This window comes from Pseudomonas aegrilactucae (assembly GCF_019168305.1).
Classification (GTDB): domain Bacteria; phylum Pseudomonadota; class Gammaproteobacteria; order Pseudomonadales; family Pseudomonadaceae; genus Aquipseudomonas; species Aquipseudomonas aegrilactucae.
This window is the reverse complement of sequence record NZ_JAHTBI010000045.1, coordinates 1-16,496: the sequence shown is the minus strand read 5'-3', so window position 1 is coordinate 16,496 and position 16,496 is coordinate 1. Positions and strand designations below refer to the sequence as shown.

The following is a 16,496-nucleotide window of genomic DNA, read 5'->3' as shown; positions in this document are numbered from 1 at the left end:
GCATGGCCACGTATCCAAAGTTGGAAAGCTTCTTGCAATAGCAGCGCCAAGCGCCCGCATGGCGTCAAAAGTTTGCTTGAAGAGGAATACCGGTGGATCGCTCTCAGTTAATCAACAGCGCCCGTAGCAACCTGTCCGGGCTCGGCCGGGGCAACCTGGGGGTGCCGCTGCTGCTGCTGATTATGTTGGCAATGATGATGTTGCCGATCCCGCCGTTCCTGCTCGACGTGTTCTTCACGTTCAACATCGCCCTGTCCATCGTGGTCCTGCTGGTGTGCGTGTACGCCTTGCGGCCGCTGGACTTCGCCGTGTTCCCGACCATCCTGCTGGTGGCCACGCTGCTGCGTCTGGCGCTGAACGTGGCCTCCACGCGTGTGGTGATGCTCCACGGTCATGATGGCCACGAGGCCGCGGGCAAGGTGATCCAGGCCTTTGGCGAGGTGGTGATCGGCGGCAACTACGTGGTGGGTATCGTGGTCTTCGCGATCCTCATGATCATCAACTTCGTGGTGGTCACCAAGGGTGCCGGGCGTATCTCCGAAGTGAGTGCGCGATTCACCCTCGACGCCATGCCCGGCAAGCAGATGGCCATCGACGCCGACCTCAACGCCGGCCTGATCGATCAGGCCCAGGCCAAGGCGCGGCGTACCGAGGTGGCCCAGGAAGCCGAGTTCTACGGTTCCATGGACGGTGCCAGCAAGTTCGTGCGCGGTGATGCCATCGCCGGCCTGCTGATCCTGTTCATCAACCTGATCGGCGGCATGGCCGTAGGTATCTTCCAGCACGGCATGACCTTTGGTGATGCCGGCCGGGTCTACGCGCTGCTGACCATCGGTGACGGTTTGGTGGCGCAATTGCCATCACTGCTGCTTTCCACTGCGGCCGCGATCATGGTGACCCGTGCCTCGGGCTCCGAGGAGATGGGCAAGCAGATCAACCGGCAGATGTTCGATTCGCCCAAGGCGCTGGCGGTGTCTGGCGGCATCATGATCGTGATGGGCCTGGTGCCCGGCATGCCGCACGTGGCGTTTCTCAGCCTGGGCCTTCTGGCCGCCGGTGGCGCCTACCTGGTGTGGCGCAAGCAGCATCAGGTCAAGGTCAAGGCGCAGCAGGAAGTGCAGCGTCAGCAGGACCTGCTGCCGTCGCCGCAGCGTGCCCAGGAGACCAAGGAGCTGGGCTGGGACGACGTTACCCCGATCGACATGATCGGCCTGGAGGTCGGTTACCGGCTGATCCCGCTGGTCGATCGCAACCAGGGCGGGCAATTGCTGGCACGGATCAAGGGGGTGCGCAAGAAGCTCTCCCAGGACCTGGGTTTCCTGATGCCGACGGTGCACATCCGTGACAACCTCGACCTGGCCCCCAGTGCCTACCGCCTGACCCTCATGGGCGTGATCCTGGCCGAGGCCGAGATCTACCCCGACCGCGAGCTTGCGATCAACCCCGGCCAGGTGTTCGGCAGCCTCAACGGCATTGCCGCCAAGGACCCGGCCTTTGGCCTGGAAGCGGTGTGGATCGATGTCGGCCAGCGTAGCCAGGCGCAATCGCTCGGCTACACCGTGGTAGACGCCAGCACGGTGGTCGCGACCCACCTCAACCAGATTCTGTACAAGCATTGTCATGAGCTGATCGGTCACGAAGAGGTCCAGCAACTGCTGCAGGTGCTGGCCAAGGGCTCGCCAAAGCTTGCCGAGGAACTGGTGCCCGGCGTGCTGCCACTGTCGGGGCTGCTCAAGGTGCTGCAGGCGCTGCTCGCCGAGCAGGTGCCGGTGCGCGACATTCGTACCATCGCCGAAGCCATCGCCAACAATGCCGGCAAGAGTCAAGATACCGCCGCGCTGGTGGCGTCGGTGCGCGTCGGATTGTGCCGTGCAATCGTGCAAAGCATTGTAGGAACTGAGTCGGAGCTGCCTGTGATCACCCTTGAGCCAAGGTTGGAACAGATTTTGCTCAATAGTTTGCAAAGGGCCGGGCAGGGTCAGGAAGATGGTGTTCTTCTTGAGCCGAGCATGGCTGAAAAGCTTCAGCGTTCGTTGATCGAGGCTGCCCAGCGTCAGGAGATGCAAGGGCAACCGGCAATCCTGCTGGTCGCAGGACCCGTTCGGCAGATGCTGTCGCGTTTTGGCCGCCTGGCTGTACCGAATTTGCATGTTTTGGCGTATCAGGAAATACCTGACAACAAGCAAGTTACCATCGTTGCCACAGTAGGCCCCAACGGCTGAGGTAGTGGGATATGCAAGTTAAGCGTTTTTTCGCAGCCGATATGCGTCAGGCCATGAAGCTGGTTCGTGATGAGCTGGGGGCCGAAGCCGCCATCATCGGCAACCGACGGATTGCTGGCGGTGTCGAGCTGACGGCTGCGCTGGACTACAAGCTGTCCGCGCTGGCGCCACGGGTGCCGAATGTCGAGCTTGAGGACGAGCTGCGCAAGACCCAGTCGCGCATCGTCACCGCCCAGGCCGAACTGAGCAGTCGCGTGGAAGGCGAGGAGGGCAACCGCCAGTTGTTCGCCGGCCTGCCGCTGACAGCCTCCGAGCCGCTGGTAGAGCCGCAGCTGGAGGCGCCATTGCGCCCTCAGGCCGCGGCCCCCGCGCCGGTCGATCAGCGTCTGTTCGACTCCATGCGCTCGGAGTTGTCGGGGTTGCGCGAATTGCTCGAGGTTCAACTCGGCTCGCTGGCCTGGACGCAACTGCAAGGCAGCAAGCCGCAGCAGGCCAACCTCTGGCGTCGTCTGCAGCGCATTGGCGTGGCGGGGCCGCTGGCACGTGAAGTGCTGGGCCTCACCGCTGACATCGAAGAGCCGCGTCAGGCCTGGCGCATGTTGCTGGCACACCTGGCGCGCATGATCCAGGTGCCTGAGATCGAGCCGATCGAAGAGGGGGGCGTGATTGCCATGGTCGGCCCTGCCGGCATGGGCAAGACCACCACCCTGGCCAAGCTGGCGGCGCGTTATGTGCTCAAGTACGGCGCGCAGAACATCGCGCTGGTGAGCATGGACAGCTTCCGCATCGGTGCCCAGGAGCAACTCAAGACCCTGGGGCGCATCCTGAACGTATCGGTGACCCACGTCGACCCAGGCCAGTCGCTGGCCCAGGCCCTCGACCCGCTGCTGCGCAAGCGCGTGGTGCTGATCGACACCGCCGGCCTGCAGGCCAGCGACCCGGCGCTGCGCATGCAGCTCGAAACCCTGGCTGGTCGCGGCATACAGGCCAAGAACTACCTGGTGCTGGCCACCACCAGCCAGAAGCAGGTGCTCACCGCTGCCTACCACAGCTACAAGCGCTGTGGCCTGGCCGGCTGCATCCTGACCAAACTCGATGAAACCGCCAGCCTTGGTGAAGTATTGAGCCTGGCCATCAGTCACGAATTGCCGGTGGCGTATCTCACTGATGGCCCGCGCATTCCTGACGACCTGCACCTGCCACGCCGACACCAGCTGGTGAGTCGCGCGGTGAGTGTGCAAATGCAGGACGATCCGAGCGAAGAGGCCATGGCCGACATGTTCGCTGATCTCTACCACAGTGACGGCAAGCGTGTCGGCTGAGGTAAATATGTATCCGTTGCAAAGTACCTACATCAATGGTCTGCCAGGCATTTTTCAGGTGTTGAAAGCGCAGCCAGTCATGTGGCCTCGGTCTAAGTAAGACAAGGTAAAGAACAAACATGGGCAGCATGCATCCCGTACAGGTGATCGCCGTGACCGGCGGCAAAGGTGGCGTCGGCAAGACCAACGTGTCAGTGAACTTGTCATTGGCACTGGCCGAGCTTGGCCGTCGCGTCATGCTGCTGGACGCCGACCTGGGCCTGGCCAATGTCGACGTCCTGCTCGGTCTGACCCCCAAGCGCACCCTGGCCGATGTCATCGAGGGGCGTTGCGAACTGCGTGACGTGCTGCTGCCGGGGCCGTACGGGGTGCGTATCGTGCCCGCCGCGTCCGGTACGCAGAGCATGGTGCACCTGGCCCCCGCGCAGCATGCCGGGCTGATCCAGGCGTTCAGTGAGATCGGCGACAACCTCGACGTGCTGGTGATAGACACGGCTGCGGGTATTGGTGATTCGGTAGTCAGTTTCGTTCGCGCGGCCCAGGAAGTGTTGCTGGTGGTGTGCGATGAGCCCACCTCGATCACCGATGCCTACGCGCTGATCAAGTTGCTTAACCGTGACTACGGCATGAACCGCTTCCGTGTGCTGGCGAACATGGCACAAAGCCCTCAGGAGGGTCGCAATCTGTTCGCCAAGTTGACCAAGGTCACGGATCGCTTCCTCGATGTCGCCCTACAATACGTCGGTGCTGTGCCCTACGACGAATGTGTCCGCAAGGCCGTGCAGAAGCAGCGAGCTGTCTACGAAGCCTTTCCGCGTTCCAAGTGCGCGCTGGCGTTCAAGGCCATTGCTCAGAAGGTCGATAGCTGGCCGCTGCCTGCCAACCCACGCGGGCACCTGGAGTTCTTCGTCGAGCGGTTGGTGCAGCCGACCAGTGCGGGACCAGTGCTATGAGTGCGAGCGGGTATCGGATGTACAGCAAGGCTTCGCGTGACGCGCAATATGAACTGATCGAGCGTTACGCGCCGTTGGTCAAGCGCATCGCCTACCACCTGCTGGCGCGTCTGCCGGCCAGTGTGCAGGTGGAAGACCTGATCCAGGCCGGCATGATCGGCCTGCTTGAAGTCTCCAACAAGTACGACGCGAGCAAGGGTGCCAGTTTCGAGACCTACGCCGGCATTCGCATCCGTGGCGCCATGCTCGACGAGGTGCGCAAGGGCGATTGGGCGCCGCGTTCGGTACACCGCAATACCCGCATGGTCAGCGACGCGATTCGTGCGATTGAAGCAAAAACCGGTCGTGACGCTAAAGATCACGAGGTTGCTGCCGAACTTCAATTGAGTCTCGATGATTATTACGGGATTTTGAACGATACCTTGGGCAGCCGCCTGTTCAGTTTCGACGACCTGCTGCAGGACGGCGAACATGAAGGGCTGCACGAGGACGGTGCCAGTGCCCAGCTCGAGCCTTCGCGCGATCTGGAAGACGAGCGCTTTCAGGCGGCCTTGGCGGATGCGATCGCCAACCTGCCCGAACGCGAGCGCCTGGTGTTGGCGCTGTACTACGACGAAGAGCTGAACCTCAAGGAAATCGGCGAGGTGCTGGGGGTCAGCGAGTCGCGTGTCAGCCAGTTGCACAGCCAATGCGCGGCACGTTTGCGTGGTCGCCTGGTGGAATGGCGGGCGCGTTGAGCAGCCGTTCGATGCAGTCGTGAAAATGTAGTGCCCGAATTGATTGAATGCGCGTTCAGCGCTGAACGCGTTAAAGACTGCTTGGAGGTCTAATTGAACAAAGACATGAAAATCCTCATCGTCGACGATTTTTCGACGATGCGGCGGATCATCAAGAACTTGCTGCGTGATCTGGGCTTCACCAACACTCAGGAAGCCGACGATGGCACCACGGCGTTGCCGATGCTCGAAAGCGGCCACTTCGATTTCCTGGTGACCGACTGGAACATGCCAGGCATGTCCGGTATCGATTTGCTGCGCAAAGTGCGTGCCGATGAGCGCCTCAAGCACCTGCCGGTGCTGATGGTGACTGCCGAAGCCAAACGCGAACAGATCATCGAAGCGGCCCAGGCCGGCGTCAACGGCTATGTGGTCAAGCCGTTCACCGCCCAGGTGCTGAAAGAAAAGATCGAAAAGATCTTCGAGCGCGTCAATAGCTGAGGTACGCCACGGGGGCGCTATGGAGCAAAAAAAATCATCTTTGGACGACTTCGAGTCGACACTGAAGAAACATGCCCAGGAGCTGGTCAGCAGCCTTGAAAAAGGCCGATTCGGCGACGCGGTGCAACTGATCCATCAGCTGAACCAGACCCGTGATCTTGGCCTGTATCAGGAAGTGGGCAAGCTGACCCGCGAGCTGCACAGTGCGATCGTCAGCTTCCAGATCGACCCGCACATGCCGCAGGCCGAGGAAGTCTCGCAGATTACCGATGCCACCGAGCGCTTGTCCTATGTGGTCAGGCTCACCGAGGGCGCTGCCAACCGCACCATGGACCTGGTCGAGGAAAGCACGCCGGTGCTCAACGAACTGGGCGCCGAGGCGGCCAGCCTGAGCGTTGACTGGCAGCGTTTCATGCGGCGTGAAGTGTCTGCAGCGGAGTTTCGCGAGCTGGCCAAGCGTGTAGACGGTTTTCTGACGCACAGTGCTGAAGGCAACCGCAAGGTCGCCGGGCACCTCAACGATATTCTTCTGGCCCAGGACTACCAAGACCTGACCGGCCAGGTGATCAAGCGCGTCACGGCATTGGTCACCGAAGTAGAAAGCAATCTGCTCAAGCTCGTATTGATGGCGAGTCAGGTCGACCGGTTTGCCGGTATCGAACATGACCACGACCAGCTGCGTGCTGAAAAAGATCAAGAAAAACATCCGACTCGGGGTGAAGGTCCACAGATTCATGCCGATAAACGTGAAGACGTTGTGTCCGGTCAGGACGATGTCGACGATCTGTTGTCCAGCCTGGGTTTTTAGGGAGCACGTTTAATGAGCTTCGGCGCCGATGAAGAAATCCTTCAGGATTTCCTGGTAGAAGCCGGCGAAATTCTTGAGCAACTGTCCGAGCAACTGGTCGAGCTGGAAAGCCGCCCGGATGATGCCGACCTGCTCAATGCAATTTTTCGCGGTTTTCACACTGTAAAAGGGGGCGCCGGCTTCCTCCAGCTCAATGAGCTGGTGGAGTGCTGCCACATCGCCGAGAACGTCTTCGACATCCTGCGCAAGGGCGAACGGCGTGTCGATGCCGAACTGATGGACGTGGTCCTGGAAGCCCTGGACACCGTCAACAGCATGTTTGGCCAGGTGCGCGAGCGTACCGATATCACGGCTGCCACGCCTGAACTGCTGGCTGCCCTGGCGCGCCTGGCCGAACCTGGCGGCGCCGATGAAGTGGCGCCTGTTGCCGTGGCGCCAGAGCCTGAGCCGGTGGCCGAAGCCGATTCTGGCGACATCACCGACAGCGAGTTCGAACAACTGCTCGATTCGCTCAATGCTGCCCAGGCCCAGGCCCAGGCCCAGGCCGAGGCGCCGACGCCGGTGGCGGTCGAGGCGAACGCCAGCGACGAAATCACCGACGCAGAGTTCGAGTCGCTGCTGGATCAGTTGCACGGCAAGGGGCAGTTTGCCCCTGACGGTGTTGGCGCCGTGGCGACGGCTGCGCCAGTCGATTCCAGTGCGGCGCCTGCCAGTGGCGATATCACCGACGACGAATTCGAAGCACTGCTGGACCAGTTGCATGGCAAGGGCACATTCGCTGCCGATGCGTTGCCAGGTGCTGCGGCGCCCGCCGCGACAGCGCCGGCGGCGGGGGATCATATCTCCGAGCACGAATTCGAAGCGCTGCTTGACGAGCTGCACGGCAAGGGCAAGTTCGCCGCCGATACGGCAAGCCCGGCATCCGCTGCCCCGGCTGCTGCGGCGGCGGTTGCAGCCAAGCCGGTAGCCAAGCCTGCACCGGCGCCTGCGGTTGCACCCGCCCCGGCCAAGGCTGCGGCCGCGGCCCCTGCACGCCAGGCTGCAGCGCCTGCCGAGAAGCATCCGGCCAGCGAAGCCGAGACCACCGTGCGGGTCGATACCGCGCGCCTGGACGAAATCATGAACATGGTCGGCGAACTGGTGCTGGTGCGTAACCGCCTGGTGCGCCTGGGCCTGAACAGCAGCGACGAGGCCATGTCCAAGGCCGTGTCGAACCTGGATGTGGTCACCGCCGACCTGCAGACCGCGGTCATGAAGACCCGCATGCAGCCGATCAAGAAGGTCTTCGGACGCTTCCCGCGACTGGTTCGCGACCTGGCCCGCCAGCTCAAGAAAGAGATCAACCTGGAACTGGTGGGCGAAGAGACCGACCTGGACAAGAACCTCGTCGAGGCCCTGGCCGACCCGTTGGTCCACTTGGTGCGCAACGCGGTCGACCACGGCGTGGAAACCCCCGAAGAGCGCGAGGCCTCGGGCAAGGCGCGCAGCGGCAAGGTAATCCTGGCCGCCGAACAGGAAGGCGACCACATCCTGCTGTCGATCTCCGATGACGGCAAGGGCATGGACCCGAACGTATTGCGCGCCATTGCGGTCAAGCGCGGCGTGATGGACAAGGACGCCGCCGATCGCCTGAGCGACAGCGAATGCTACAACCTCATCTTCGCCCCGGGTTTCTCGACCAAGACCGAGATCTCCGACGTGTCCGGCCGCGGCGTGGGCATGGACGTGGTAAAGACCAAGATTTCCCAGCTCAACGGCTCGATCAATATCTACTCGACCAAGGGTCAGGGGTCGAAGATCGTCATCAAGGTGCCGTTGACCCTGGCGATCATGCCCACCCTGATGGTCATGCTCGGCAACCAGGCCTTCGCCTTCCCGCTGGTCAACGTCAACGAGATCTTCCACCTGGACCTGTCGCGCACCAACGTGGTCGACGGCCAGGAAGTGGTGATCGTACGGGACAAGGCCCTGCCGTTGTTCTACCTCAAGCGTTGGCTGGTCAGCTCGGCGGCGCATGAAGAGCAGCACGAAGGCCACGTGGTGATCCTTTCGGTAGGCACCCAGCGCATCGGCTTCGTGGTCGACCAACTGGTGGGCCAGGAAGAGGTGGTCATCAAGCCGTTGGGCAAGATGCTGCAGGGCACCCCGGGCATGTCGGGCGCCACCATTACCGGTGACGGGCGCATCGCGCTGATTCTCGATGTGCCGAGCATGCTCAAGCGTTACGCCGCACGGCGTATCTGATCCCGGTGGCGCGGCCACGTGGTCGCGCCCCGTAATGGAGTGTTTATGGCAGTCAAGGTCCTGGTGGTGGATGATTCCGGTTTTTTCCGCCGCCGTGTCTCGGAAATTCTTTCAGCGGACCCGACTATCCAGGTGGTCGGTACCGCGACCAATGGCAAGGAAGCGATCGATCAGGCGCTGTCGCTCAAGCCCGACGTCATCACCATGGACTATGAAATGCCCATGATGGATGGCATCACTGCCGTGCGTCACATCATGCAGCGGTGCCCGACCCCGGTGCTGATGTTCTCCTCGCTCACCCATGAAGGCGCGCGGGTCACCCTCGACGCACTGGATGCCGGTGCGGTGGACTACCTGCCGAAAAACTTCGAAGACATCTCGCGCAACCCCGAGAAGGTCAAGCAACTGCTGTGTGAAAAGGTGCATACCATTTCGCGCAGCAATCGTCGTTTCAGTGCCTATTCCAGCCCTGCGCCGAGCGCTCCGGCACCTGCCGCCGCGCCGAGTGTCAGCAGCCTGGCCACCCCGAGCCCGGCACGTACGCCAGCGCCTGCCCCGGCACCCGCGCGTGCCGTCGCACCGAGTTCGCCTGCGCCCAAGCGCAAGGCCTACAAGCTGCTGGCAATCGGTACCTCCACCGGTGGCCCGGTGGCACTGCAGCGGGTGCTGACCCAGTTGCCAGCCAACTTCCCGGCGCCGATCGTGCTGATCCAGCACATGCCGGCGGCCTTCACCAAAGCCTTCGCCGAGCGCCTCGACAAGCTGTGCAAGATCAGCGTCAAGGAAGCCGAGGATGGTGATGTACTGCGTCCCGGCCTTGCGCTGTTGGCGCCTGGCGGCAAGCAGATGATGGTGGACGGGCGTGGCACGGTGAAAATCCTGCCGGGCGACGAACGCCTGAACTACAAGCCTTGCGTGGACATCACCTTCGGTTCGGCCGCCAAGTCGTACGGCGACAAGGTGCTGGCGGTAGTGCTGACCGGCATGGGCGCCGACGGCCGTGAAGGCGCGCGTCTGCTCAAGCAGGGCGGTAGCCAGGTGTGGGCGCAGGATGAAGCCAGCTGCGTGATCTACGGCATGCCGATGGCCATCGCCAAGGCCAACCTGGCCGATGCGGTGTACGGCCTGGATGACATTGGCCGGCACCTGGTGGAGGCGTGCATCTGATGGATGTCTTGAGCCTGATCGGGATTATCCTGGCGTTTGTCGCCATTGTCGGCGGCAACTACCTCGAAGGCGGCCACCTGTCGGCGCTGCTCAATGGCCCGGCAGCGTTGATCGTGATCGGCGGAACCCTGGCAGCCTCGCTGCTGCAGTCGCCGATGAGTGCGTTCAAGCGCGCGTTGCAGATCGTGCGCTGGATCATTTTTCCGCCGCGCGTGGACCTGGCCGGCGGCATCGATCGGGTGGTCAACTGGAGCCTCACCGCACGCAAGGAAGGCCTGCTGGGCCTTGAAGGCGTGGCCGATGCCGAGCCTGACCCGTATGCACGCAAAGGCCTGCAACTGCTGGTCGATGGTGCCGAACCCGAGGCCATTCGCAGCATTCTGGAAGTGGATTTCTACACCCAGGAAAGTCGCGATATCCAGGCTGCGAAGGTGTTCGAGAGCATGGGCGGCTACGCGCCGACCATCGGTATCATCGGCGCCGTGATGGGCCTGATCCATGTGATGGGCAACCTGGCCGATCCGTCGCAACTGGGCAGCGGCATCGCCGTGGCCTTCGTCGCCACCATCTACGGCGTGGCCAGTGCCAACCTGATCCTGTTGCCGGTCGCCAGCAAGCTCAAGGCCCTGGCAATGCGCCAGTCGCGCTACCGCGAAATGCTCCTGGAAGGCTTGTTGTCGATTGCCGAAGGCGAGAACCCACGTTCGATCGAACTGAAGCTTCAGGGCTTCATGGAGTAAGCCATGGCCCGTCGTCGTCAACCCGAGGAACATGAAAACCACGAACGCTGGCTGGTGTCGTACGCCGACTTCATCACCTTGCTGTTTGCTTTTTTCGTGGTCATGTATTCGATTTCCTCGATCAACGAGGGCAAGTACAAGGTCATTTCACAGGCCCTGATCGGTGTGTTCAACGACCCCGAACGCAGCATGAAGCCGATCCCCATCGGCGACGAGCGCCCGCTCAGCGTCAAGCCCGCCGAACCCTTGATCAAGGACAGCGAGCAGGTCGATGCTGGCCTGGCGCAGACCTCCAGCGACCCGTTGCAGACCATCGCCAACGATGTGCGCGATGCCTTTGGCGACCTGATCAAGTCGGACCAGATGACCGTGCGTGGCAACGAACTGTGGATCGAGATCGAGCTCAACTCCTCGCTGCTGTTTGGCAGCGGCGATGCGATGCCCAGCGACAAGGCATTCAATATCATCGAAAAGGTCGCCAACATTCTCAAGCCATTCGCCAACCCGGTGCACGTCGAAGGGTTTACCGACGACCAGCCGATTCGTACCGCGCAGTACCCCACCAACTGGGAGCTGTCGTCGGCACGTGCCGCGAGCATCGTGCGCCTGCTGGCCATGGAGGGGGTGAACCCGGCACGCATGGCCTCGGTGGGCTATGGCGAGTTCCAGCCGATTGCCAGCAACAGCAGTGCCGAAGGGCGTGCGCAGAACCGCCGGGTGGTATTGGTGATCTCGCGCAACCTTGAAGTGCGCCGTAGCCTGACCGCCACGGGTAGCGCCAATGCCACGCCGGATGCGGCGATGAAGCGTGCTGGCACACAAACTGCACCGCCAGCCGTAGCACCGACGGCCGGGCGCAATCCCGTCAATTCTCCGTCGTCGACCTTTTAATCGATCCCGGCAGGGTCCGACCCGACCGGGAGGAAGCAGCGCAATGAGAGTCTGGGCAGTAGCCAATCAAAAAGGTGGTGTCGGCAAGACCACCACATCCATCGCCCTGGCCGGTTTGCTGGCCGAGGCAGGTAAGCGCGTGGTCGTCGTCGACCTCGACCCGCACGGCTCCATGACCAGCTACTTCGGCCATAACCCGGACACACTGGAGCACAGCAGCTACGACCTGTTCCTGCACAAGGGTACGGTGCCCGAAGGGTTGCCGGGCCAACTGCTGCTGCCCACCAGCGACGACAGGATCTCGCTGCTGCCCTCAAGTACCGCACTGGCCGTGCTGGAGCGCCAGTCGCCGGGGCAGAGTGGCCTGGGGCTGGTGATCGCCAAGAGTCTGGCGCAGCTGTGGCAAGATTTCGACTACGCGATCATCGACAGCCCGCCGTTGCTCGGCGTGCTGATGGTCAATGCGCTGGCGGCCAGCCAGCAGTTGGTGATCCCGGTGCAGACCGAGTACCTGGCGGTCAAGGGCCTGGAACGCATGGTCAGCACCCTGGCGATGGTCAACCGCTCGCGCAAGCAGGCCTTGCCCTACAGCATCGTGCCAACCTTGTTCGACCGCCGCACCCAGGCCTCGATGGGCACCTTGCGGGTGCTGCGTGATGCCTACCCCGAGTCCATCTGGCAAGGCTATATCCCGGTCGATACGCGCCTGCGCGATGCCAGTCGCGCAGGGCTGACGCCGTCGCAATTCGACGGCAAGAGCCGTGGTGTGGTGGCTTACCGGGCCTTGCTCAAGCATCTGCTGACGCAGACTGCCGTTGCGCAGGTGGCGTGATGAATCGCCCCGAGCTGGTCGCCACCAAGCCTCAACTTGCCTTGCAGTCCTACCTGGACGGCTTGCTGCAGGAGGCTACCGAAGCATTCGAGCCGCCTGCGCCGGTTGCCGTCGCCCGTGTCATCGAGGCACCGGCCGCTGTGGTGGCTGATGCGCCTGCGGTGCTCGACGACTTTCAGGCTGCCGTGCTTGAGGAGCAGGCCCGCGATGCCCGGCTCAAGGCGCCAGTGCCGGTGTTCGCCGAACCGCCGCGGCTGGTCATGCCGGTCATCGCGCCGCCGCTGATCGCTGAAGTGGCTGAAGTGCTCGAGGCTGTCGAGCGCGTTGCGCCCGTGCCTCAGGCGCCGGCACCGGTCGAGCCCCTGGTGGACGTCTACCTGCCGGCTGGCACTGATCAGCCCGTGCCACCGCTTCGCGGGGACGGCCGCCCGGCCTGGGCCGCCGAGCCCTTCGAATGCCTGTTGTTCGATGTGGCGGGCCTCACCCTGGCCGTGCCGCTGGTGTGTCTGGGGTCGATCTACTCGCTTGCCGGCCAGGAGCTGACACCGCTGTTCGGCCAGCCCGACTGGTTTCTTGGCATCCTGCGCAGCCAGGCCGGCAACCTCAAGGTGCTGGATACGGCACGCTGGGTGATGCCCGACCGCTACCGCGATGATTTCCGCCAGGGCCTGCAATACGTGATTTCGGTGCAGGGCTATGAGTGGGGGCTGGCGGTGCATCAGGTCAGCCGCTCGTTGCGCCTGGACCCGAGCGAGATCAAGTGGCGAACCCAGCGCGGCCAGCGGCCCTGGTTGGCCGGCACCGTGATTGAACACATGTGTGCACTGCTGGACGTCGCCGAACTGGCCGAGCTGATTGCCAGTGGCGCCGTCAAGCAGTTGCACAACACGCATAAATAATCGGTCGCATCTGCCGCGACTGCACTGAGCACACCGCCGAAGGCGGCTTTTGAGGGTTAGGGGAATGAAAAACATGACTGCGCAGGGTTCCGACGATCCGATCCTGCAGTGGGTGACGTTCAAGCTGGACAACGAGTCCTACGGCATCAACGTGATGCAGGTGCAGGAAGTGCTGCGCTATACCGAGATCGCCCCTGTACCGGGTGCGCCAAGCTACGTACTGGGCATCATCAACCTGCGCGGCAACGTGGTCACCGTGATCGATACGCGCCAGCGCTTCGGCCTGAGCTCGAGCGATATCACCGATAACAGCCGCATCGTGATCATCGAGGCGGACAAGCAGGTCGTCGGCATTCTGGTCGATAGCGTCGCCGAAGTGGTGTACCTGCGTCAGTCGGAGATCGAGACCGCGCCGAACGTCGGTAACGAAGAGTCGGCCAAGTTCATCCAGGGCGTGTGCAACAAGAACAACGAACTGCTGATCCTGGTCGAGCTGGACAAGATGATGACCGAGGAAGAGTGGTCCGAGCTGGAGAACATCTGATTTGATTCTCGAGGTTGCAGTCATATTTCTGGCGCTGGTCTGGGCCGTGAGCCTCTGGTTGTTCTACGGGTACAGCAAGCGCCAGCGCGAGCTGGCCTCGCAGCAGGCCCAGGGGGATGCGCTGCGCGATCAGCGCATCAAGGACCTGGCCAAGCGCCTGGACGATTACCAGAATGGCACCGTACGCATGGGCGACGCGCTGCATGAGCTGCGCGCCGTGGTGGCGCCCCTGCCGGACAAGCTGCTGCAACTGGAACAGCGCGACCCCAACAGCCTGTCGTTCGCCCAGGCGGCGCGGCTGGTGGGCATGGGCGCCAGTGTCGACGAGCTCACCCAGTCCTGCGGCCTGACCCAGGCCGAGGCGGAGTTGATGAGCAAGTTGCACCGCGGTTGAAACCGCGGGGCAGGCTTGCGCGGCTTCAGTCAGGGGCCGGCAGGCTGTGCGGGTTCGGGGTGATGTCGCGTTCCGGCGCGCGATTGTCCACGAACCCTGCCGGCACCTGGCCCTTGAGCTGCCACGCAAAGGCAATGATCTCGGCAATCGTCAGGTACAGCGCCTCGGGGATCTGATCCCCCAGTTCCATGCGTGCGAGCAGGCGCACCAGTTCGGCATTCTCGTAGATCGGCACTTCATGCTCGCGGGCGATCGCCAGGATCGCCTCGGCCAGTTCATCCTCGCCCTTGGCACTCAACGTCGGTGCCTGCTGGCCGTCATAGGTCAGGGCGATGGCCTGGCGTGGGGTCTTGAGGGTCATGCGTTTTCATCCACCCAGCGTTGTTCAAGGTGCGTTCGCGGCCCCTGCGGCGGCGTGCCGTGATGGCAGCGCAACTCGCCGACCGTCAGTCCGCGCTCCACCAGGCGGGTACGCAAGCTGTCGAGCTGGCTGTCGATCAACTGCGCCGTACTCGGCAGCTCCGCCCACAGCTGGCTCGACAGGTTGCCCTGGCTGATCTGTGCCTGCACCTGCAAGGGCCCCAGCGGGCTGAGGTCGAAGGACAGTTCGACGCGCCAGAGCATCTCCAGCGGGTCACGCCGCTCGCGCTCTGCGTCTGCCTGTTGCTCCGGGGTTTCCTCGCGCTGGAACTTCATCTGCAGCGGCATGAACTCCTGGCCGTTGCGTACCGGAATTTCGAGTTGCCAGGTGGTCTGCAGGTTGCCTTCGGCGGTGGTGCGGGTCTGCTCCAGGCCAGCCAACTGGTGGCTCTGCAAGCGTGAGATGGCCGCCGCCGCCAGGCGCAGCAAATGTTCCAGGTCGTCTTCGCCATCGGCACTTTGCAGCAGCCTGGAGGGGAGCGGGAAGTTGCCTGGGGCAGGGCGCGGGCTGACCTGACCGAGCATGCCCAGGGCGTTGCGCACCATGCCCGGCATCGCCTGGGCCAGTGTGCTGGCTGCGGCCGCCGGGTTGAACTGGGTACTGCTGGGCAAACCAGGCAGCAACTGTGCCACCAGGCGAACCACCTGTGCCTTGAGGTCGGGCGTCAGGCCGCCGGGTGCGCCACTCAACAACTTGGCCTCCAGAAACGCACCACTGTTGTGGAGTGCCTGGGCCAGCCCCTTGGCATCGCTGAGCTGGCGCAGGTCGGGCAGGCTGGCCAGCAGGGTGTCGACGCTGGCACGCACCTCGACGGGCAGGCGTTGCTGGCCACTCAGTTGCTGCAGGCTGGCGAGCAGCCCCTGCAGCGATGCCTGGCGGCTCTGCTGGGTGCTCAGGTGCTGGGTGATCGCCAGTTGTTCCTGGCGACCGCTCAGGGGCACGAAGCTGATCGACTGTTCACCCTGCACCCGCGCGCTGAGCAGGCTGCCCAGCGCCAGCGGGCGCGGGCTGTCGATGTTGAGGGTGGCGCCGGCCTGGGCGGTGTTGAGCAGGGTCACCAGCGAGCGGAACAGCGCCGGTTGCCCGGCGGCCTGGGGCAGCGCCTGGGTGGTCAGCACCTTGCCTTGCAGCAGGGTGCCGGGCGGTAGCTGGCGGGTGTCGAGCTGCGTCAGGCTGGCAACGTTGCGCGCGATCGCCTGCTGCACGGTGATGGCCAGATTGCTGGCATTGGGCTGGCTGACGGTCAGTTCGCTGCCCTGGGGCAACGGCTGGCTGACGCTGGTCTGCACGGTGGTCTGGCGGCCGTTGTTCTGGGTCAGTTGCAGCAGCAGCTGGAAATCCTGGCCGACCTGACGCAAGGACAGCACCTTTGCCTGCGCGGTTTCACCCGGGGCGAGCAGCGCAGCCTGGGGTTGCAGCAGCTTGAGCAGCTCGCCTGTCATGGCCGCGCTGCGTGCCTGGGGATTGGCCGCAGCCTGCGGGCCAAGGCTGTTGATCTCGCCTGTCATCACGTCACAACCTGTGGAAATAGCCCTCTTTGCAGTAGGACATGCCATGTATAATGCCGCCCGATCTTTGCGGGCGTGCCCGGTGCAGCGGCGCGCCCGATCAGACCGGCCGGGCTGTGGATCCGTTGTCCAGTATAACGGCAAGGCCGGGGCCGACTTGAGACTGTCATCCGAACCAATAAGGCGAACCTGTGACTCCTCGACTCGAAGCTGTGGGCCTGGCCTGCGAGCGTGACTGGCGAATGCTCTTCGAGCACCTCGAACTGCAGCTGGCGGCCGGTGACATGCTGCAGATCAGCGGCCCCAACGGCAGCGGCAAGACCAGCCTGCTGCG

The 16,496-nt window shown here is 63.2% G+C and carries 17 protein-coding genes; 15 read left to right on the top strand and 2 right to left on the bottom strand.

The window, feature by feature from the left end:
- Window positions 1-92: 92 nt before the first annotated feature.
- From flhA to KUO17_RS12890, 14 genes are all read left to right on the top strand, one after another.
- On the top strand, window positions 93-2,222 hold the full coding sequence (gene flhA, locus KUO17_RS12955) for a flagellar biosynthesis protein FlhA (protein ID WP_217975953.1): 2,130 nt from the start codon (window positions 93-95) through the stop codon (window positions 2,220-2,222).
- A gap of 11 nt (window positions 2,223-2,233) precedes the next feature.
- Complete coding sequence (gene flhF, locus KUO17_RS12950) at window positions 2,234-3,544, top strand: flagellar biosynthesis GTPase FlhF (protein WP_217975952.1); 1,311 nt, start codon at window positions 2,234-2,236, stop codon at window positions 3,542-3,544.
- A gap of 119 nt (window positions 3,545-3,663) precedes the next feature.
- Window positions 3,664-4,497, top strand: a complete 834-nt coding sequence (gene fleN, locus KUO17_RS12945) for a flagellar synthesis regulator FleN (RefSeq protein ID WP_217975951.1) — start codon at window positions 3,664-3,666, stop codon at window positions 4,495-4,497.
- On the top strand, window positions 4,494-5,234 hold the full coding sequence (gene fliA, locus KUO17_RS12940) for an RNA polymerase sigma factor FliA (protein ID WP_163944460.1): 741 nt from the start codon (window positions 4,494-4,496) through the stop codon (window positions 5,232-5,234). The genes fleN and fliA overlap by 4 nt, the downstream gene beginning before the upstream one ends.
- A 105-nt stretch (window positions 5,235-5,339) precedes the next feature.
- Window positions 5,340-5,714, top strand: coding sequence for a chemotaxis response regulator CheY (locus KUO17_RS12935; protein WP_038996366.1), 375 nt, complete (start codon window positions 5,340-5,342; stop codon window positions 5,712-5,714).
- A 19-nt stretch (window positions 5,715-5,733) separates the two neighbouring features.
- Window positions 5,734-6,522 carry a protein phosphatase CheZ gene (locus KUO17_RS12930; RefSeq protein ID WP_217975950.1) on the top strand — a complete coding sequence of 263 codons (789 nt, stop codon included), beginning with the start codon at window positions 5,734-5,736 and terminating at the stop codon, window positions 6,520-6,522.
- Window positions 6,523-6,534: 12 nt separating this feature from the next.
- The gene (locus KUO17_RS12925) at window positions 6,535-8,766 is read left to right on the top strand and encodes a chemotaxis protein CheA (protein WP_217975949.1); all 2,232 of its coding nucleotides are present in this window, start codon (window positions 6,535-6,537) and stop codon (window positions 8,764-8,766) included.
- 45 nt (window positions 8,767-8,811) lie between these two features.
- Window positions 8,812-9,933 carry a protein-glutamate methylesterase/protein-glutamine glutaminase gene (locus KUO17_RS12920; RefSeq protein WP_217975948.1) on the top strand — a complete coding sequence of 374 codons (1,122 nt, stop codon included), beginning with the start codon at window positions 8,812-8,814 and terminating at the stop codon, window positions 9,931-9,933.
- Complete coding sequence (locus tag KUO17_RS12915) at window positions 9,933-10,673, top strand: flagellar motor protein (RefSeq protein ID WP_217975947.1); 741 nt, start codon at window positions 9,933-9,935, stop codon at window positions 10,671-10,673. The genes KUO17_RS12920 and KUO17_RS12915 overlap by 1 nt, the downstream gene beginning before the upstream one ends.
- Window positions 10,674-10,676: 3 nt before the next feature.
- Window positions 10,677-11,564 (top strand): flagellar motor protein MotD, encoded by an 888-nt coding sequence (gene motD / locus KUO17_RS12910; RefSeq protein WP_217975946.1) that lies wholly within the window; start codon window positions 10,677-10,679, stop codon window positions 11,562-11,564.
- Window positions 11,565-11,607: 43 nt separating this feature from the next.
- Window positions 11,608-12,396: a ParA family protein gene (locus KUO17_RS12905; RefSeq protein WP_217975945.1), complete on the top strand. Its 789-nt coding sequence runs from the start codon at window positions 11,608-11,610 to the stop codon at window positions 12,394-12,396.
- Complete coding sequence (locus tag KUO17_RS12900; protein ID WP_217975944.1) at window positions 12,396-13,295, top strand: CheW domain-containing protein; 900 nt, start codon at window positions 12,396-12,398, stop codon at window positions 13,293-13,295. Before KUO17_RS12905 ends, KUO17_RS12900 begins: the two co-directional genes overlap by 1 nt.
- 64 nt (window positions 13,296-13,359) lie before the next feature.
- Window positions 13,360-13,839: a chemotaxis protein CheW gene (locus KUO17_RS12895; protein ID WP_217975943.1), complete on the top strand. Its 480-nt coding sequence runs from the start codon at window positions 13,360-13,362 to the stop codon at window positions 13,837-13,839.
- Between the two features lies 1 nt (window position 13,840).
- Entirely contained in the window at window positions 13,841-14,233 is a 393-nt protein-coding gene (locus KUO17_RS12890; RefSeq protein ID WP_163945282.1) for a DUF2802 domain-containing protein, read from the top strand.
- Between the two features lie 25 nt (window positions 14,234-14,258).
- Here the strand turns inward: KUO17_RS12890 and KUO17_RS12885 are convergent, their stop codons facing one another.
- Both KUO17_RS12885 and fliK read right to left on the bottom strand, forming a co-directional pair.
- Window positions 14,259-14,594 (bottom strand): EscU/YscU/HrcU family type III secretion system export apparatus switch protein, encoded by a 336-nt coding sequence (locus KUO17_RS12885; RefSeq protein ID WP_217975942.1) that lies wholly within the window; start codon window positions 14,592-14,594, stop codon window positions 14,259-14,261.
- On the bottom strand, window positions 14,591-16,162 hold the full coding sequence (fliK, locus tag KUO17_RS12880; protein ID WP_217975941.1) for a flagellar hook-length control protein FliK: 1,572 nt from the start codon (window positions 16,160-16,162) through the stop codon (window positions 14,591-14,593). Before fliK ends, KUO17_RS12885 begins: the two co-directional genes overlap by 4 nt.
- A gap of 191 nt (window positions 16,163-16,353) precedes the next feature.
- On the opposite strand from fliK, the gene KUO17_RS12875 reads away from it, so the two are divergent.
- Window positions 16,354-16,496 (top strand): ATP-binding cassette domain-containing protein (locus KUO17_RS12875; protein ID WP_341869617.1); only part of this gene is annotated, 143 nt, incomplete at its 3' end.